Source organism: Gemmatimonas sp. (assembly GCF_044376735.1).
In the GTDB taxonomy this organism is placed as follows: Bacteria; Gemmatimonadota; Gemmatimonadetes; order Gemmatimonadales; family Gemmatimonadaceae; genus Gemmatimonas.
The window spans coordinates 1-18,838 of sequence record NZ_JBILKJ010000050.1 but is presented as its reverse complement, the minus strand read 5'-3'; the positions used below and the strand labels follow the sequence as shown (position 1 = coordinate 18,838).

The 18,838-nt window shown below is 66.7% G+C and carries 18 protein-coding genes; 5 read left to right on the top strand and 13 right to left on the bottom strand.

Going from position 1 to position 18,838, the window contains the following annotated elements:
- The coding region (locus ACIRA7_RS09210) for a cysteine desulfurase family protein (protein WP_396220543.1) at positions 1–570 on the bottom strand (570 nt) is incomplete at its 3' end.
- Between the two features lie 19 nt (positions 571–589).
- Here ACIRA7_RS09210 and ACIRA7_RS09205 point away from each other — a divergent pair.
- Together ACIRA7_RS09205 and ACIRA7_RS09200 are read left to right on the top strand one after the other, a co-directional pair.
- On the top strand, positions 590–1,660 hold the full coding sequence (locus tag ACIRA7_RS09205) for a hypothetical protein (RefSeq protein ID WP_396220542.1): 1,071 nt from the start codon (positions 590–592) through the stop codon (positions 1,658–1,660).
- Positions 1,660–2,742 (top strand): hypothetical protein, encoded by a 1,083-nt coding sequence (locus ACIRA7_RS09200; RefSeq protein ID WP_396220541.1) that lies wholly within the window; start codon positions 1,660–1,662, stop codon positions 2,740–2,742. The genes ACIRA7_RS09205 and ACIRA7_RS09200 overlap by 1 nt, the downstream gene beginning before the upstream one ends.
- Before the next feature lie 12 nt (positions 2,743–2,754).
- Here the strand turns inward: ACIRA7_RS09200 and ACIRA7_RS09195 are convergent, their stop codons facing one another.
- The 12 genes from ACIRA7_RS09195 to ACIRA7_RS09140 form a co-directional block, all read right to left on the bottom strand.
- On the bottom strand, positions 2,755–3,396 hold the full coding sequence (locus ACIRA7_RS09195) for a cyclase family protein (RefSeq protein WP_396220540.1): 642 nt from the start codon (positions 3,394–3,396) through the stop codon (positions 2,755–2,757).
- Positions 3,396–4,166: a tryptophan 2,3-dioxygenase family protein gene (locus tag ACIRA7_RS09190; RefSeq protein ID WP_396220539.1), complete on the bottom strand. Its 771-nt coding sequence runs from the start codon at positions 4,164–4,166 to the stop codon at positions 3,396–3,398. Before ACIRA7_RS09190 ends, ACIRA7_RS09195 begins: the two co-directional genes overlap by 1 nt.
- A 28-nt stretch (positions 4,167–4,194) precedes the next feature.
- Complete coding sequence (gene bshB1, locus ACIRA7_RS09185) at positions 4,195–4,917, bottom strand: bacillithiol biosynthesis deacetylase BshB1 (protein WP_396220538.1); 723 nt, start codon at positions 4,915–4,917, stop codon at positions 4,195–4,197.
- Between the two features lie 85 nt (positions 4,918–5,002).
- A complete protein-coding gene (hemG, locus tag ACIRA7_RS09180; protein ID WP_396220537.1) occupies positions 5,003–6,490 on the bottom strand; it encodes a protoporphyrinogen oxidase in 1,488 nt (495 codons plus the stop codon).
- A 3-nt stretch (positions 6,491–6,493) separates the two neighbouring features.
- Positions 6,494–7,495: an oxygen-dependent coproporphyrinogen oxidase gene (gene hemF / locus ACIRA7_RS09175; RefSeq protein WP_396220536.1), complete on the bottom strand. Its 1,002-nt coding sequence runs from the start codon at positions 7,493–7,495 to the stop codon at positions 6,494–6,496.
- Positions 7,492–8,604, bottom strand: coding sequence for a uroporphyrinogen decarboxylase (gene hemE, locus ACIRA7_RS09170; RefSeq protein ID WP_396220545.1), 1,113 nt, complete (start codon positions 8,602–8,604; stop codon positions 7,492–7,494). The genes hemF and hemE overlap by 4 nt, the downstream gene beginning before the upstream one ends.
- Before the next feature lie 5 nt (positions 8,605–8,609).
- Positions 8,610–10,013 (bottom strand): glutamyl-tRNA reductase, encoded by a 1,404-nt coding sequence (gene hemA / locus ACIRA7_RS09165; protein ID WP_396220535.1) that lies wholly within the window; start codon positions 10,011–10,013, stop codon positions 8,610–8,612.
- A 25-nt stretch (positions 10,014–10,038) separates the two neighbouring features.
- A complete protein-coding gene (locus ACIRA7_RS09160) occupies positions 10,039–11,247 on the bottom strand; it encodes a geranylgeranyl diphosphate reductase (RefSeq protein ID WP_396220534.1) in 1,209 nt (402 codons plus the stop codon).
- Positions 11,248–11,305: 58 nt separating this feature from the next.
- Positions 11,306–12,622 (bottom strand): BCD family MFS transporter, encoded by a 1,317-nt coding sequence (locus tag ACIRA7_RS09155; RefSeq protein ID WP_396220533.1) that lies wholly within the window; start codon positions 12,620–12,622, stop codon positions 11,306–11,308.
- Positions 12,619–13,545 (bottom strand): chlorophyll synthase ChlG, encoded by a 927-nt coding sequence (gene chlG / locus ACIRA7_RS09150; protein WP_396220532.1) that lies wholly within the window; start codon positions 13,543–13,545, stop codon positions 12,619–12,621. Before chlG ends, ACIRA7_RS09155 begins: the two co-directional genes overlap by 4 nt.
- Positions 13,546–13,675: 130 nt before the next feature.
- Positions 13,676–15,088: a transcriptional regulator PpsR gene (gene ppsR / locus ACIRA7_RS09145; protein WP_396220531.1), complete on the bottom strand. Its 1,413-nt coding sequence runs from the start codon at positions 15,086–15,088 to the stop codon at positions 13,676–13,678.
- The gene (locus ACIRA7_RS09140) at positions 15,081–15,986 is read right to left on the bottom strand and encodes a B12-binding domain-containing protein (RefSeq protein ID WP_396220530.1); all 906 of its coding nucleotides are present in this window, start codon (positions 15,984–15,986) and stop codon (positions 15,081–15,083) included. Before ACIRA7_RS09140 ends, ppsR begins: the two co-directional genes overlap by 8 nt.
- A 243-nt stretch (positions 15,987–16,229) precedes the next feature.
- On the opposite strand from ACIRA7_RS09140, the gene bchF reads away from it, so the two are divergent.
- The 3 genes from bchF to ACIRA7_RS09125 form a co-directional block, all read left to right on the top strand.
- Positions 16,230–16,778, top strand: a complete 549-nt coding sequence (gene bchF / locus ACIRA7_RS09135; protein WP_396220529.1) for a 2-vinyl bacteriochlorophyllide hydratase — start codon at positions 16,230–16,232, stop codon at positions 16,776–16,778.
- A gap of 8 nt (positions 16,779–16,786) precedes the next feature.
- The gene (locus ACIRA7_RS09130) at positions 16,787–18,028 is read left to right on the top strand and encodes a ferredoxin:protochlorophyllide reductase (ATP-dependent) subunit N (protein WP_396220544.1); all 1,242 of its coding nucleotides are present in this window, start codon (positions 16,787–16,789) and stop codon (positions 18,026–18,028) included.
- 10 nt (positions 18,029–18,038) lie between these two features.
- On the top strand, positions 18,039–18,838 hold an 800-nt coding region (locus ACIRA7_RS09125), incomplete at its 3' end, for a nitrogenase component 1 (protein WP_396220528.1).

The window sequence follows — 18,838 nt, the reverse complement described above, 5'->3', positions numbered from 1 at the left end:
CGCGTTGATCGGGACCTTGCCGAATGCCTGCACGGCATCGGTGTGAAACAGCGCACCGGCGGCCTTGGATTGCGCCGCCAACGCGGGCACATCCTGCAGCACACCGACCTCGTTATTCACCCACATCGCGCTGACCACGGCCACACGCGCGTCGAGCAGCTCCGCGAAGTGGGCCATGTCCACCAGCCCATCGGGCGTAACGCGGACGATGCGCTCCTCGCCGCCTTCGTGCGCCACCTGATGCACCGCGGCGAGCACGGCCTTGTGCTCGATGGGCGTGGTGATGGCGGCGTCGCGCCCGTGTGCGCGCAGCGTCCGGAACGGGCCCAAGATGGCGAAGTTGTCCCCCTCGGTACCCCCCGACGTGAAGCACACTTCGTCGGCATGGGCGCCGAGGCACGCGGCGAGTCGCTCACGGGCCTCGTCGAGCGCCACGCGGGCTTCGCGGCCCCAGCGATGCACGCTGGAGGGGTTGCCGAATCGTGCGCCGAAGAACGGCGCCATGGCGGCCATGACCTCGTCGCGCACCGGAGTGGTGGCGGCGTGATCCAGGTACACGGGCTGAGTCATCGTGGTAAGTTAAAGGAACATGTTCACGACATGTATCCACTGCGTGGCCGATTTGGGTCGGAACGAGGCCTTCGAGGTCTTTCCCGTGGGTATCCGGCTCGCCTTCGACGCCGCCAAGGGGCGCCTGTGGGTGGTGTGCCGCCGCTGTGACCGCTGGAATCTCTCGCCGCTGGAAGAGCGCTGGGAGGCCATCGAGGCCATGGAACGCCGTTTCCGCGACAGCCGCCTGCGGGTGAGTACCGACCAGGTGGGACTCGCCCGTCTGAAAGAGGGCGTCGATCTCATTCGCATTGGCGTGCCGCAACGTCCGGAAATGGCCGCTTGGCGCTACGGCGACCAGTTCGGCCGGCGCCGGAAGCGGCAGCTGCTGATCACGGGGACCATCGTCGGCAGCGCCGTCGCCGTCGTTGGCGGTATGATGGCTGTGGGTGCCAGTGTGGGCAGCTTTGCCGGCATCTACGCGAACGGCGGCATCTGGGACGCCCTGATCAACGGCCGGCAGAGTGTTTCCATCGGCAAGATCCCGCTCCCTGATGGCCAGCTGGTTGATGTGCAACGCAAGCACGCGCGCATGAGCGCCCTCGAACGCGGCGTCGACCGCGGCAGGTTGCAGCTGCGGCTGGAATCGGTCGCGGGCACGCATCTGCTGGTCGGCGATGACGCCATGAAGGCGGCGGCGCGACTACTCCCCACGGTGAATCGGTTCGGTGGATCACGTGTTCACGTGCAGGATGCGGTCTCCTTGCTTGAAGAGGTCGGCGATCCCCTCCGCGTAGTGACCACGGTGCAACAGCGTTTCGGTGCCACGGCGGGCGATGAGCGCTGGGGGGTCGGGAAGAACGATTGGTTTGGCAGCAACAAGCGCAACGTCGTGAAGAAGCTCCCCGGCACGCTGCACTCGCTCGCGCCGCGCGATCGCCTCGCCCTCGAGATGGCGCTGCACGAGGAAAGCGAACGCCGCGCGATGGACGGCGAACTCGCCGCACTCGAACTCGCGTGGGCCGAGGCCGAGCAGATCGCGAAGATCGCCGACGAGATGTTCCTGCCTGCGTCGATCGACGACCAGCTCGACAAGTTGCGGGATCGCTGATGTACTCCACCTGCATTCACTGCCGGAAGCCGCTCGGCGCCAACGAGTCCATCGAAGCGCTGCCCATCGGACGGCGACTCGCCTTCGATGCGCGCAAGGGACGGCTGTGGGTGGTATGTCGCAGCTGCGAGCGGTGGAACCTCACGCCCTTCGACGAGCGCTGGGAAGCGATCGAGCAGAGTGAGCGCGCCTTCCGCGAGACGCGCGTGCGCGTGAGTACCGACCACATCGGACTGGCACGCTTGGCCGACGGCACGGAGCTCGTGCGTATCGGCGAGCCGCAGCGCCCCGAGTTCGCGGCGTGGCGCTACGGCGATCAGTTCGGACGGCGCCGGGTGAAGGCGATCGCCACGGGCGTGGGGCTCACCGCTGCCGCGGGATTGTTGGTGAGTGGTGCAGTCGCCAGCGGTGTGGGAATTGCGGCACTCATGCCGGCCATGCATGCGCTCAACATGTACGGGCTGCTGGCCGTGAGTCAGTCGGCGCATAAGCCCCTCGATCATCCAGACGGTGGCCGCTTTCTACCGATGGGCAGCCCGCGCATTGTGCCGAGCGACCGTGACGCCGGATGGGCCATCGATATCGGCTACACCGCGCACTACCATGGCCCAGATCCCACGCTACGCAACGGCGGCTACTGGAGCATGATGCGTCGGCAAGAGGGAAAGAACGAACTTGGGCGCGTGCAGTTGCATGGCGCCGATGCCGTGCCGTTGTTGCGTCGCGTCATGCCGCTCATCAATCGTGGTGGGGCGCGACGTGCCGTCATCACCGACGGCGTGTCGCTTATTGAGCAGGCCGGCGGCCCTGAACGCTTCGGCAAGTGGGCTGCCGGCATGCGCCGCGAGTGGGCCGCCAAGAGCACCTTCGGTGACACCGGAGATCTCTCCGCCATTCCCGTGGCGGCGCGTCTCGCCTTTGAAATGGCGATCAACGAAGACGCCGAACGCGAGGCGCTCGAAGGCGAACTGACCGCGCTCGAGCGAGCCTGGGCTGAAGCCGAGGGCATCGCGAAGATCGCCGATGCGTTGCTGCTTCCGGAGTCCGTCGCCGAACACTTCGATCGGCTCAAGAAGCCCTGAGCCCGTAAGGCGCTACTTCTCGCGGATCGCCCGCAGCAACGCCCGTACCGGCGCGGCATCGGCGCCATGCACCGCCAGCGGCTGCGCCAGTAATTCGTAGCGCCCCACCGGCACTACGTCGAGCGCCAGATTCTCGAGCACGAACGCGCCGCCACCGAAGATCGCGTTGTGCACCGGCAACTCCGTACTCGTGCGACGATCCACACTGGGAGCATCCACGCCCCACAGCGTGAGCCCATGCTGCACCAGCCACCGCGCCGCGTCTTCGCTCAAGGCCGGCCAGCGCTCCGGAAACACGCCGCCAGCCACTGAGCACCCCGTGCGCACGATTATTCGCGTAGGTACGTGACCACCCAACAACGATTGCAGCACCGGAGTCGTGATGTCGTGCGACGCGTCGTGATCAGCCGGCAGCGCTATCAGCTGCACCTCGCCGACAAACACCGATGCCGGCAAAGACTCCGACGCCGGCCACGACGACTGCACATGCAACGGCGCATCCGCGTGCGTGCCCACGTGCGCACTCGTGGACAGTACGCCGAGGTTCACACTGCTCCCGTCCTCGCGCCGACATGTCCACCCGCACGAGAACCCCACGTCGTCCGGCCAGGGCGGCGTCGCGGCGGAAAACGGTATACTGATATCAAAAAACATCAGGACGGCTTCGCGGCCCCATAGAACTTCGATCGCACCGCCCACAGCTCCGGGAAGAACCGGTGGCTCACCGTTCGTGACAGATACTTTGCGCCCAGCGTGCCGCCGGTGCCGAACGTGCCGGGGCCGATGATGCGCTCCACCAGCTGGACGTGCAGGAAGCGCCAGCGCGCGAATCGCTGTTCGAACTCCAGCAGCCCCTCGACCAGCAGGAACATCGGCGTCGGTCCCGGTCCCATATAAAGCTCGGCCAGATCCATCCCCTCGTGCTCGATCAGCGCCAACACGAGCGACTGCAGCACCGGACGGGCCAGCGCCTCTTTCACCACGGCAGGCGGCTCGCCATGCTCGGTGATCGCCGCCAGGAAATGCGGGTCGCGCAATCCGGCGGTCGCTTCGATCGCGCGGAATTGCGCGCTCTGCGAACCGCTGCTCGACCCGAGGTATCCGCGGAACTGCGCGAACCGCTGCGGCGGCAGCGTGTCGAGTGCGGTGAGCTGCTGTGCGATGATCTCGGTGAGGACGTTCACGCGTTGCACTGCGAGCAGCGCCCGCATCGTGTCGAACGCTTCGAGCGCGGTGATCATGGTGTCCATCTCGTGGCGCAGCACCTTGAACCACAGCTCACTCGCCTGATGTACGACGATGAACAGCAGCTCGTCGGGATGCTCGGGCGTGGACTGCAACGTCTGCAGCTCCAACAGCTCCGGCAGGCGCAAGTAGCTGCCGTAGTCGATGCTCGACGTATGTCCGTGCGCGGTTTCACTCATACACTGATCGGCGGGTAGGGGAGTTCACTCAGAACGTCGAGACGCCAAGCGACGTGACGTCATCGATCTGCAGGGTTTCGTCGGTGTAGAACGGCTCGCCATACTGTACGCGAATCAGCGAGCCGTAGTGTGCCGCCTGATGTGTGACAATGTCGTAGAGCGGTTCACCATTGGGATACACTTCGCCGGCCTGCGTGGTGCCGTCGAACTGTGAACCGTAGCATTGGATCGCCTCGAGCTTGCGGGCGAACTGCGCGCTGATGTCGACCACGAACGATGGCTTCACGGCGTCTTCGCGGTACGTCACCACGTGCAGCAGCTTGAATGGCCGGAAGGCCGGATGATCGCCTGGCTGATACTTCGCGAGCCCGCTCAGGAAGCAGGCGTCGCGCGCCAACTCGGTGGTGCGGCGATGATCGGGGTGTCGGCCGCGCGGTGCGGGAATGATCACGACGCGAGGACGCAGGCGGCGCAGTACCTGCACCAGGCGCCCACGCGTGTCATCGGTATTGCTGATGCCGGCGTCGGGGAGTGCGAGATTCTCGCGCACATGCAGCCCCATCACGCGGGCCCCTTCGGCGGCCTCGGCGGCTCGCAGTTCAGCCGAGCCTTTGGTGCCCATCTCGCCCTGGGTCAGGTCGAGCACACCCACGCGATGGCCGGCGTCGACCGCCTTGATGAGCGTGCCGCCGCAGGTGAGTTCCGCGTCGTCACGATGCGGAGCGATACAGAGGAGATCGAGTGCGGACATGTAGGGAGGCTACGCAGTCGCCGCGCGGTCGGCAACTCCGTTGCATCCGTCGGCGCACCGGCTGCTGTCGGCCTCAGCCGACGGCTCAGCCGGCTCGGGTCAGGTAGTTGGCCACCCGTTGCGCGATCTGCTGGCCGCTCGCCATGCAGTCACCCACGGAAACGCCGCTGCGGTAGTTGCCCGCTAGGTAGAGCCCCGGGTTCTCCGACTCCATCTCGTCGGCGGCGTTCTTGACGGCCTGATAGCCCACCGTGTACTGCGGGATCGCCCGCGGCCAGTACACATGATTGGCAAAGACCGGTTCGCCGCGCACCCCGAGCAGCTGGCGCAAATCGATGAGCACACGCTCCACCATCAGGTCGGTGTCTTCCCGTGCCCGCTCCGGCATACGCGCACCGCCCACGAAGCACGTTATGGAGACGTGACCGTCGGGTGCGCGATCGGGGAACAGCGACGAACTGAACAACGCGCCGAGAATGCTGCGCTTCTCCTTGGAGGGGATCAGCATGCCGAAGCCATCGAGCGCATGCGCCACGTCCGCGCGCTCAAAGCCAAGCGTGAGCGCACTGACCGGCGGATAGTCGACGCCCTCCACGACAGCGGCCTGCTTCCGCAGGCCGGCTGGCAACTCCATGGCGGCCAGCACATGTGCCGGCGTTGCCATCACGACGGCGTCGACCGTCCGCGCGCGCGACTCCCCGTCCTGACCAGCCTCGACCACCCAGCGCGTATCGTTGCGATGGAGGAAGCGAACCGGGCATCCCAAGCGCAGCGTGCCCACCAGCGATGACTCGAGGGCATCGGTCAGCGTCTGCATGCCGTCCACGAACGAAATCAGTCGGGCCCGCGATGGTGGGGCCGCTGACACGTCGCGCTGATCGGCGTCGCTCGCAATCGCCTTGTCCGTCGCGCTGGCCTCCGGTAACCGGCCACGCGTCGCCATGAGCCCGGCCGACAGCGAACCGTACAGCCGCTCAAGGTCGAACACACGCGGAAACGCGTGCATCATACTCAGCGTTTCCGTATCACCCGCGAAGATGCCGGAAATGAACGGGTCCACGGCATAATCGAGGACTTCGCCACCCATCCGACGGCGCACGAACGACGCGATCGACTCGTCCGCGTCGTTCGACCTTTTTCGCACCAGTGGCTCCAGCAGCACCCGTAGCTTCGCCCTCAGCGAGAACAGCCGAGTGGAGAGCATCGCTGGCGGCGTCATGGGAAACGATTGCAGCGTGCCGTTGCGCACGATGTAGCGACGGTTGGCCGTCGGGTTCGCTTCTACCACATCGCCCAGCAGGTCGAGCTGCGCGAGGAGCGCGTCGACCGGCGCGGACGTGACGAACGAATTCGGACCATGCTCCGCGAGAAATCCGTCGGTATGCGACGTGCGAATCGCGCCACCGGTATGTCCGCTCGCTTCATACAGCGTGACGTTCACCCCGCGCCGCTGGAGCTCGTACGCGGCCACGAGTCCCGTAATGCCCGCGCCGACCACCGCGACCGAGCGATGGTCGCCAGCATTCGTTTCGGGTCGTGGCACGACGTCGTGCGAGTCAGCGAGCGCGCGCATGGGTCATGCTCCTGTCACGGAGGAGACCCAGTCGCGAGGCTCGAGCAGCTGAAGGAGGCGCGCCTCGAAGGACTCCGGGGCGTACCGCGGGGCATAATGCCACATCGCCACGGGGGGCAAGCTCATCAGCACGCTCTCCACCCGCGCGTTCGTTTGCAGACCGAAGATCGTGCCGCGGTCGTGCACGAGATTGAACTCCACGTACCGGCCGCGGCGCACGAGCTGGAACTCACGCTCGGCGTTCCCGAACGCTTCGTTGCGCCGCCGTTCGACGATCGGTTCGTACGCCTGGCGCAACACCCGGGCTACGTCGCTCACGAACGCCTGCACGCCATCGTGATCAAGGCCGTACGCGGCATCGTCAGGACGCAGGTGATCGAAGAAGATGCCGCCGATCCCCCGCGCTTCGTTGTCGCGATGCACGTTTACGAAATACTCGTCGCACCACTGCTTGAAGTCGGGATAGAACCGCGCGTGATGGCGATTGGCCATGTCGCGCAGCGCACGGTGGAACGTGACGCCGTCTTCTACGTGCGGGTAGAACGGGGTCAGGTCCGTGCCGCCGCCGAACCAGCTGTCGGTGAGTTGGCCGTGCTCGTCGGTCAGCTCGAAGTAGCGGACGTTGAGATGCACGGTGGGCACCTTCGGGCTCCGCGGGTGCACGACCAGGCTGACCCCCGTCGCAAAGAAGTGCGTCGCGCCGGCGGCCGCCCCCTGTCCACCCAGTCGTCGCGCCGCCAACTCCGGCAATTCGCCCATCACGGCGGAACGATTGATGCCCGCCTTCTCGAACGTGACACCGTCGGTCATCACGCGGGCGACACCGCCCCCGCCGCCCGCACGCTCCCAGCGATCTTCGGTGAACGTCCCGCCGCGGTCGAGCCGTCCAAAGAACGACGTCAGTTCGTCATGCAGGCCGGCGATCCAGCGTGTGGCGTCCGCCCGACGCGTCGCCACCGAGGGGGCAGGAGTCGGCACGGCCGTCGGAAAGACGGCGGCGCTCATCGTGCTCCCACCAGCTGCGCCGTCCGCGCGAGCGGTTGGGCCGCCTCGATCTCGTCGTCCGTCCACTTCCATTCCTTCACGGCGTCGATGAAGGCCCGCGCGTGATCGGGCGACACATCCGGCAGAATGCCGTGTCCCAGATTCGCAATGTGTCCGATCGGACCGAAGGCACGAATCATCGCATGCGTGCGACGACGAATATCGGCCGGCGGTCCGTACAGCGCGCACGGATCGAGATTTCCCTGCATGGCGACGCGGAACGGATCCAGCTGACGACGTGCATCCTGCGGCGACGTATGCCAGTCCACACCGATCGCGTCGGCATTGGTGGCGGCGGCGATCTCCGCCAGCGCCCAGCCGGCGCCCGGTGCGAAGACAATCACCGGGACCCCTGCTTCACGGGCCTTGTGTGCACAGCGCGCGAGGTACGGCAGCGCAAACGTGCGGAACTCGTCAGGGCCGAGGGCACCGGCCCACGATTCGAAGAGCTGCACGACCTGCGCACCGGCCGCGACCTGCGCCACCAGGTACTCTCCCACGGCGTCGGCAATCTTGCCGAGCAAGGCATGCGCCATCTCGGGGTTTTCGTACAGCATACGCTTGGCGACTGCGAACTGCTTCGTGCCTTTGCCTTCGACCATGTAGGCCGCGAGTGTCCACGGCGAGCCGGCGAACCCGATGAGTGGCACTTTGCCGTCGATCTCGCGACGGGCCAGCTTCAGGGCGTCGAGCACGTACGCGAGATGCTCCTGCGGATCCACGGCGTGCAGCTGGTCCAGATCCTTGAGCGAGCGGAGCGGGGAGGGGAACTGCGGGCCGACGCCTTCATCGAGCGTGAGGTGCATGCCCATGGCTTCGGGGATGACCAGGATGTCGCTGAAGATGATCGCGGCATCCACGCCAACGAGGTCCAACGGCTGCAGCGTGACTTCCACGGCCAGCTCCGGCGTGCGGCACATCGTCAGGAAGTCCGACTTCGCACGGACCGCACGATACTGCGGCAGATACCGTCCTGCCTGGCGCATCATCCACACCGGCGGGCGCTCGACGGCCTCACGCCGGAGCGCGCGGAGGAGCAGATCATTCGCCGGCAATGACGGGGCGGGCATCGAACTCACGTGAACTGCTCCGGTGAAAGAATCATCGACGGCCGGCGCTCGCGCGGTGCGGGGGGCGCGACCGGCGCGTCCCCGATTGGTGCCGACGCCACGATGGGCTTGGCGGCGGCCGCACGCGGCGTCCGAATGGTGCGCGGCTCTGGGGCCGCCACCGGTGAAAACATCTCGAGCAGCATCATCGCTTGCGCATCCAGCGGCTCGCCGCGCTGCACGGCGCGACGCAACGCCGCCATCGGGCCCGCCAAGAGCTTCGCGACGATGCGCGACGCCGCGCGCTCCGCCACGCCCTCGTCTTTCGAGGCAAAGGCGACTTCCCGCCGTGCCACGCCTTCGAGCGCTTCCCGCAACGGCTTGATGGCATCGCGCGCCGGCATCGTGGCGATCCACTCCATGAACGCACCGATCTCGTCCTCGCAGATGCCCGTGGCCACGGGGACGGCATCACGACGCATCGTTTCGGCGGTCAAAATCGGCTGATGCAGCGTGTCGAGATCGACCAGCGTGACACCAGGCTGCTCCGTGACGGCCGGGTCGATGTTGCGAGGCAGACTCAAATCCATCAGCAGCAAATCATAGCCGACGGCGGCACACGATTCGCGGCCACGGGCGAGCTCCGTCGCCACGATGACAGGGACTTCACTGCCCGTGGCCACGATGACGACATCGGCCATCGCCGCTTCCACGTGACGCGTCTCGAACGGCGCGGCGCGACCACCCACGAACTTGGCGAGCTCCTGCGCCGTCTCGAACGTGCGGTTCACGATCACGAGATCGCGCGCGCCGAGCTTGTGCAACTGCTTCGCTGCCCGCGCGCCCGTCTTCCCCGCGCCCACCAGGAGACAGCGCGCATTCTCGAGATTGCCGAATCGCTGGCTGGCCGTGATGGCGGCTTCAGCGCCGACCGAATTGCGACCCGTCGTGAGGGACGTCTCGGTCTGTACCCGCTTGCCCGCACGAAGCGCCGTCTCGAACAGTCGATGCAGCACCGGGCCCGCCGTATGCCCGCGCGAGGCGCGCTTGTAGGCGGCCTTGAGTTGCCCGAGAATCTGCCCGTCGCCGAGGACCTGAGATTCCAGTCCGGCCGCGATCCGCACCACGTGCCGCGCGGCCTCGACGCCAAGTCGACGGGTGGCCGTCTGCAGCAGCTGGTCGCCCTCGACGCGCGTGCGCATCCATCGTCGCGCCAGCGTTTGGACGGCGCGCTCGACCACCGTCGGGTCGTCGCTGTCCACCCACGCGTACAACTCGGTACGGTTGCAGGTGGAAATCAACGCGGCTTCGGTGACAATTTCGCTGCGGGCCGTGCGATACAACTGCGTGAGACGCTCTTCCGACAGATGGAAGCGTTCACGAGTGGCCACGTCGGCCTGACGGAAATCGATCGCAATCGATATCAGCATCGGCGTACCGTCTCGGGACTGCTACTCATGCGGTCGCGAGACCGGTAAGGTGCGCGAGGTTCTTCAAGAAGATTCTCACGTGGGCGAATGGCTTGGCCTTGACCAGCTGCTTGTTCATGTACCCGTCGAACGTGAGCTGCTGCACATCGAGATCGCGACAGATCGCGACGAAGCGTTCGCGGCGGTTGTCGTTGCGGTACCAGAACGATTGCATGATGTCGAGCACGGCGAACACCGGACCATGCATGCGCATGAAGCGACGACGGGCCCGACGCAATGCCTTCGCGTTCCCCGTAGCCAGCGCGTCCAACACCGCCTCGGCCGCGAATCGCCCGCCGGTCATCGCATAGAAGATCCCTTCGCCACTGGCCGGCGCCACCACGCCCGCCGCGTCGCCCGCCAACACCACATCGCGGCCGTTGTCCCATTGCGGCAGCGGCTTGATCGGGATTGGCGCGCCCTCCCGCCGCAGCGTTTCCACGCCAGCCAGTCCGGTGTCCTGGCGCAGCTTCGCGACGGCATCCTTGAGCCCGAAGCCCTTCTGCAAGGTCCCGGTCCCGATGCTCGTGGTCGCGCCATGCGGGAACACCCACGCATAAAAGTCGGGCGAGAGCGGCGCTTGATAGTACACGTCGCAGCGGGCCGCCCCAAAGTTCGCGGCATGGCCGGCCACCGGCGACTTCACAATCTCGTGGTACGCGAACACGTGCTTCGCTTTGTGCGCGTTCGGGATGCACTGGCGCGCGACGGGCGAGAGCGCGCCGTCGGCGCCGATCACCATCCGGGTACGGACCTGCCGCGTCTCCCCGGATCGCGAGCGCCCGTCGGTGTAGCTCACGATCGGGATGCCGTCCGCGCCTCGCGCGAACGTCGTGAAGGTCCCGGTCCGCCGCTCGGCACCAGCCTGCTCGGCCCGCGTGCGAAGCCACTCATCGAACACGTCGCGGTCGACCATCCCCACGTAGCCGTTGCCCACCGGGATGTCCACGGTGCGCGACGTCGGAGAGATGATGCGCGCCGTGTCGATCCGGGCGACCATCAGCGAATCGGGCACCGCGAAGTCGCGCAGCAACTGAGGCGGGACCGCGCCACCGCAGGGCTTGGTGCGCCCGGCGCGATCGAGCAGCATCACCGACCGGCCGGCTTTTGCCAGCTCATGCGCCGCCGTCGCGCCGGCGGGACCACCGCCGATCACCACCACGTCGTACAGGTCGTGCTGTGGCAGTTCGCTCATACAACAATCCCTCGCAAAGACGTGGACATGCCGCTCCGATGTGACGAAGGCCGGAGCATCATTGGAGTACCGCCGGGAGCAATTCCGCACGCTCGCGAAACACATCATTGGCGCGCTCGCTGGACGCGCTGCGGAGCGCGAGGAACGCCGACGCGGCAAACAAGACCGCCTCGACACTGAACACGGCGAGATAGCCGCGCAGCGGCGACTCGAGGACCGCTTTCGCCGTGTCGACCCCAACCGCGCCCGCCATGGTGCCGGTCGCGTAGGCGAGTGCCTGCGCGGCGCCAAACACGCCAAGACGCAGGCCCGCGCGGCCATCGGTCTTGTCGCCGGTCAGCGCCATCATCGAACCGATCGCACCGATGGCAAAGACACCATTCGCCAGTCCGAGCATCATGACGATCGCGGTGAACATGCGCTCATCGCCCAGTGCCGGTGACGCCGCCAGCCCAACGTACGTGATGGCGGAGGCCAAACAGCCGGCCGCCGCCCAATGCCGGAGTTGCCCGCGTCGTGTCGCGAGGACCGCCGTCGCGATCATGCCGATCAGGACGCCACCGTGATGCATCCCGGAAAGCCTCGTGCTCTCACCCGGCGTCATGCCGAAGGCGATGCCCGCGAACGGCTCGAGAATGAGATCCTGCGCGCTGTACGCGAACATCGCGACGAACACGAAGCTGGCGAACAGTCGGGCGGCAGGCTCGTCCCACACGGTACGCAGCGCCGAGTTGAAGGAACCGCCCGACGACGTACCGGACGCCGGGGCCACGCCCGACGGGCGCGGACCACGCTCCACACCATAGGTGGCGATCGCCGCCACCACGAAGCCCACGCCGCCGATGCCGCCGGCGATCGCGATCAACCGGGTATACGAGAACGGGTCCAGGAGGGCGCCGGAAACGGCGGCGGTGATGATGATCCCCACGATCATCAGGATCCACGTGATGGCGGCCGCCCCAGCGCGTTGCGTTGGGTGCGCCCGCTCGCTCATGAGGGCGAGGAGCGGCGTGCCGGCCGCGCTCACGCCCGCGCCCAGGACAACGCTGGCGATCGCGGCGAGCGCGATACCGAGCCCCACGTTGGTCGCCATGACCGGAATACTGGCCGCCACGCCAACGCCACCCACCGCGCACACGGCTAACCCACCCAGAATCCACGGCGTGCGGCGACCACTCCGGTCGCTATCGTGACCGAGGCGCGGACGGAGAATCAGTTGCACACCGAAATGCAGCGCGACCAGCAGCCCCGGCACCGTGGCCGGCAGGGACAGCTCAACCACAATCACGCGATTGATCGTCGTGGTCAACAGGACGACGACGGCGCCGATCGCGGCCTGTACCAGACCGAGTCGCGAGAGCTGCCACCAGCTCACCGACCGGCCTCCACGATCATCGGCAACGTGCGCACGGCGAAGGCGGTGATCATCATGCCGCTGACGTAGAACGGGACGCCGAGCGCACTGAGCCACAACGCCCGTTCGCGCGGCGACTGCACGAATCGCCACATCATCATCGCTTGCACGACCACCAGTACACCGATCGCGATGGCGTGCGACGGGCGGTTCCACCACAGCAGCAGGCCGATCACGACCGTCTGCGCCAGCAGCATCACCAGGGAGGCCACGCGCGCCGCGCCGACCGCACCCAGCAGCACGGGGAGGGAATTCACGCCCATGCGCCGGTCGCCGTCCATCGCCTTGAAGTCGTTCAGCGTCATGATCCCATGGGCGCCGATGCTGTACAGGATGGCGAGCCACACCAGCGGCATCGGCGGCACCTGATTGCCCAGCATGATGCCGGCGCCGGTGACCCAGGCGAGTCCTTCATACGTGAAGCCGACGGCCGTGTTGCCGATCCAGCCGTTGCGCTTGAAGCGGAACGGCGGCGCACTGTAGCCCCACGAGAAGAGCAGGGCGATGGCGACGGCCGACATCCCGAAGGCACCGAGCGGCAGCGCGGCCACCAGGCACAATACCGTCCAGACGATGGCAATCGTGAGGCCCCATTGACCAGGAATCCGCCCGGAGGGAATGGGACGCGATGGCTCGTTGATCGCATCGACATGCCGATCGAACCAATCGTTGACGGCTTGGCTTGACGCGCACACGAGCGGTCCCGTGATCGCGATCCCGAGCGCGAGCAGCGCTTTGCGATCGGACAGGGGCACGCCCGCGGCAATGGCGCCGCAGGTGAACGCCCACATCGGCGGGAACCACGTCACTGGCTTGAGCAGCGTCAGGACCGCTTTAGGGTCCAGGCGCGCTGGCGCAGACTGTACGGAAAAGCTGACGCTCATAGGCGTCTAGTTTAGTTGACAGTTCGCAAATGCAACAGAGGAAATTTGCGCCTGACGGAAAGACTCCTCGGTCCGAATCTCAGGAACGACAAACGGCCGGGGGAAGCAGGCCGTTTGTCGTTCCACGCGCTCAGCTGACCGGGGTGCCGTCCCCACCACCCGGCGACACCAGTCGGTGGCGTCGCAGTTTCATATAGAGGCTCTGGCGGCTCACCCCGAGGACTTCGGCCGCCGAGGTCCGGTTGTCGTGCGTGAGCTCGAGGGCCGCTTCAATGAAGTGCCGCTCGACGAGGTCGACCGTATCGCGGACGAGGTCCCGTAACTGGACGCGCCCGACGAGCGACGTGAGCTCTTCGACGGCGCGCGTCAGATCACGGGCGCCCTGGGGCGTCGCCGCGAGGCGACGGCCAATGTCGCGCACCGTGAATCCGATGCACGGCTCCTCGGCGTCCGGCGCCCAGACGGCCGAGACCTCGACTTCACTCGTGTTCCCGTGGCTCCCGCGTGCCGACGTCGCCATGAGGCGAACCGCCCCATTCTTCTTGAGCATGCTGGTGAACACGGGGAAGTCGGCTCCCGGTCGTCCAATGTACGTCGACAGCAGGGTCCCGCGGACCTGCTCCTCGCTTCCCAGCTCCGTCAGATCAAGAAACGCGCGGTTGGCCGTAAGGACGTGACCCTCCAGATCGGTCACGACGAAGCCATCCGGCGACCGCTCAATCAGGTCGATGGTGCGCAGCGGCGAACCGGCGGACGCATGTGCCGCCGGGGCGACGTCGGCCGCTGCGAAGCGGACCAGCAAGAGCGTCGCCGATTCCTGGCGGAAGCATGAAGCGGAGGCCTGATACGAGCGCCCCCCCGACGCCATCGTGACCAGCACGTCGCCCGCCCGCCCGGCACTGCGCGCGGTGGCGGTCAGCTCGTCGAGGGCACGATCTCCCGGCTCATCCGCCCCAAAGGGGAACAGCCGACCGATCAGGCGATCCGGCGCATCGCCAAACACCTGGCCCGCGGCGGTGTTGGCATCGAGCACTTTCAGCGTCATCGCGTCGATCACGAGAATCGCGTCGCTGGCGATCTGAAAGAGCAGGCGATAGCGAGTCTCGACGTGGCGGAGCTTCCAGTAGTCGCGCTCCATGGCCTGCTGCGCCTCGACCAACCGCTGCTGTAGCGCCGAGACTTGTCGCATGTCGCGGCCGACCGCGACCACGCCGCCATCCCGCCCGAGCCGGAGCGCGGTGTAGGCAATCGGCAGGTCGGCCCCGTCAACCCCGAGTTGATTGACCTGCCGGCGCTTCGAGACCCCGGTCGCGAGCGCCTCCTTCATCAGCGTGTCGATCTTGGCGCGCGTATCGGACGTGACGGTGTCGATCCACGGGCGCCCAACCCACTGCGAAGCGGTCTCGAGTTGGCCTTCGGCCGCGCCGAGCGCGACGTCGCGAATGACGCCGACGCTGTCCATAATGAGCGCGATGTCCCCCGAGACGGCAAACAGCGATGCCGCCGTCCGGGCGTCAACATCGGCGAAGACCGCGTCAGTCACGTCGAAGGCCGTCACCGAGCTCCCCGTGGTCGCCTCCGGTTTCCGTGGCCCCCCCCGCCGCGGCGCGGCGCGCGACGTCGAGCAGCGCACGGGCCGCCGTCGGCGCCCCCCGGGCATCGGCGGCGACGGCATTCGCACCCACATCGTCAGCCAGCGTTGGGTCGTCCACGAACACTTGCCCGCCCAGCAAGATCTGCACATGCGGATTGCGTGACGCGGACTTGAGCCGCCGGATGTCGCGCTTCAAGATCGGCAGTCGGCTTTCGCTGCCGACCGAAAAGCCGATGACGTCGCACCACTCGGCGCTCACCATCGTGAGCAGATCGCTCTCGGACCATGGCGCCCCCACCAGCACGCGCCATCCGTCACGCAACAAGAACTCCCCGACCATGATGATGCCCAGCGTGTGCTGCTCGCCCGGCAGACAGGTGAGAATCACGTGGCCCACCGGCTCGCTCCGGGTCGCATCGGCCAGAAAGACCTGCGAGAGATCGCGGAGCAGCCGCTGCATGCGCCCGAGGGAGACCGTCACCTCGACGAAGTCGCATTCATCGCGGTCCCACAGCTCGCCGAGGCGGCGGGCCGATGGGGCCAGCAGGTCGAGGTAGACCGCCTCGACCGAGGCGCCCTCGGCGAGGACCTCGCGAATAAACAGCCCCGCGCGTTCGTCGTCCGCGCTGCGAATCGCCGAGACAAAGTGGTCGACATCGGCGTCCGAGAAGTCCCTGTTGATGGCGGCCGAGAGTGTGGGCGGCACGGGCCCCGCGCGGTGGCTCGCCAACAGACGCGGCACGATCTCATTCTCGATCGTGCGATCGAGCCGCTCGAGGCGGTCGGACCGGCGGGGGGCCGAGGGCGATTCCATCACGTCGTGGCTTGTGCCCAGAGCGGGCGTCACCGATCGGTGACGGGGAGCGGCAGGCTGGGGAAGGGAGCCGAACATCGCCGCGGGAGCTCCTGAGCGCAAGAACGGAAATACGGAATCGCGCACCTTTTCGGGCGCGATCCACGGACCCCACCATTCTGTGACGGCCTGTTTAGATTGTCAAGCAAGGTTGACGTAAACTTTTCTTGACAACTTCTGCGCGATTCCCTACTCTCGTGTCATCTGGGAATGCGAACCCCCGAGAGATGGTAACCGATGACTCTGTTCCCCCCCGCCTCGGGCGCGCTCACCGCGCCCGCCGGCGCCCGTACCCCGTCGCCGCAGGCGCCGAGGACCGGATTGTATACGCCTGAGCAGCGCCTGCGTCGTGATGCGACGCGCTGGACGCTCGTGCAAGGGATTCTGGCGCCCGTCCAGTTCGTGGTCATGGCGATCTCGGTGTGGCTCGTGCTCCGGTACCTCCGAACCGGCAACGGACTCGCGGCCGCCAACCTCTCGGTCGTGGTCAAGACGTTCGTGCTCTACACCATTATGGTAACGGGCGCGATCTGGGAGAAAGTCGTGTTCGGCAAGTACCTCTTTGCCGACGCCTTCTTCTGGGAGGATGTGGTCAGCATGGGCGTCATCGCCCTCCATACCGCATACCTCGCTGGCCTCGCGCTCGCATGGGCGCCCCGCACGTTGATGGGCCTCGCCCTCGTCGCCTACGGTACGTACGCCGTCAATGCCATCCAGTTCGTGCTCAAGCTCCGCGCGGCCCGCCTCCAGGAAGCCGAGTCGCTCCGCCACGGGGTGGCCGCGTGAGCACGGTCATGGAGCTCCCCGTCATTCGCGAGCGTGGGCAGCGCGAGGTCTTTTGCGGACTCACCGGCATCGTGTGGCTGCATCGGAAGATGCAGGACGCCTTCTTCCTCGTGGTCGGCTCCCGCACCTGTGCACACCTCGTGCAGTCGGCGGCCGGTGTCATGATCTTCGCCGAACCGCGCTTCGCGACGGCCATTCTCAGCGAACGCGATCTCGCCGGCCTCGCCGATGCGAACGACGAGCTCGATCGCTGTGTCCGGCAGCTCCTCGATCGGCGTCCCGACATCTCGACCTTGTTCCTCGTGGGCTCGTGCCCGTCGGAAGTGATCAAGCTCGATCTGCACCGCGCCGCCGAACGGCTGAATGAACAGTTCCTGCCGCGTGTACGCATTCTGAATTACTCGGGAAGCGGCATCGAGACGACCTTCACGCAGGGCGAAGACGCGTGCCTGCGCTGCATGGTCCCTCATCTGCCGGAGTCCACCAGTGCCACCGCCGAGCTCATGGTGGTCGGTACGATGGCCGATGTGGTCGAAGACCAGTTCACGCGCCTGTTCGCGCAGCTCGGCGTTGGGCCCGTGCACTTCTTCCCGCCGCGGATGGCCCGTGACCTGCCGCCCGTCGGACCCAACACCAAGCTCTTGCTCGCGCAGCCGTTCCTCGGCGAAACCGCGCGGGCCCTCATCGCACGCGGGGCGACCCTTCTCCCGTCGCCGTACCCGTTCGGGGTCAATGGCACCACCGCCTGGCTCAAAGCGGCGGCCGACGCGTGGGGCGTGAGCACCGAGCGGTTTGGTGCGGTCACCGCCGCGCCGGCGGAGCGCGCCCGCGTCGCGCTCGCGCGGTATGGTCCGTGGCTTCAGGGCAAGCGCGTGTTCTTCTTCCCCGACTCCCAGCTCGAAATCCCGCTCGCGCGCTTCCTGTACGAAGAGTGCGGCGTCGACCTGGTGGAGGTGGGCACGCCGTATCTCGATAAGCTCATGATCATGTCGGAGCTCGAGCGCCTGCCGGCGACGGCGCAGATCAGTGAAGGGCAGGACGTCGAGAAACAGCTCGATCGGTGCCGCGACGCGCGCCCGGATCTCACCGTCTGCGGCCTCGGACTCGCCAATCCGCTCGAGGCCGAGGGGCTGCGTACCAAGTGGTCCATCGAACTCGTGTTCTCTCCCGTGCACGGCTACGAGCAGGCGGGCGATCTGGCAGAACTTTTCGCGCGGCCGCTTGATCGCGCGCAGCGTCTCGCAGTCTGAGGATCACGGCATGGAACTGACGCTCTGGACGTACGAAGGCCCGCCGCACGTGGGCGCGATGCGCATCGCGACCTCGATGAAGGGCGTGCATTACGTTTTGCATGCGCCGCAAGGCGACACGTACGCGGATCTGCTCTTCACCATGATCGAGCGCCGTGACGCACGACCGCCGGTGACCTATACCACGTTCCAGGCGCGCGATCTCGGCGGTGACACGGCGGAGCTCGTGAAGTCGGCAGTGCGTGACGCCTACGAACGCTTCAAGCCCGACGCCATGCTGGTCGGTGAGTCGTGCACGGCGGAACTCATTCAGGATCAGCCCGGATCGCTCGCGATGGGGATGTCGCTGCCGATCCCCATCGTACCGCTGGAGCTGCCGGCGTACTCGAAGAAGGAGAATTGGGGCGCCAGCGAGACGTTCTATCATCTCGTTCGCACCCTGTTGCTCCCCCTCGCGCCAGCGCCCGGCTCGCCGCCACGGGAAAGCGTGGCATCCGCCACCACCCGCGAAAACCGCCGTCCGCGCTGCAACCTGCTGGGGGCAACCGCGCTCGGCTTCCGGAATCGCGACGATGTACGCGAAGTCACGCGGCTGCTGCGGGACATCGGCGTCGACGTGCATGTGTGTGCGCCGCTGAATGCCACGGTGAAGGACATTCAGGCGATGCCGTACGCCGACTTCAACGTCGTGCTCTATCCTGAAGTGGCCGACACGACCGCGCGCTGGCTGCAGAAAACCTTCGGTCAGCCCACGGTGCGCACCGTACCGATCGGCGTCCTCGCCACGCGTGAGTTCGTCGAGGACGTGGG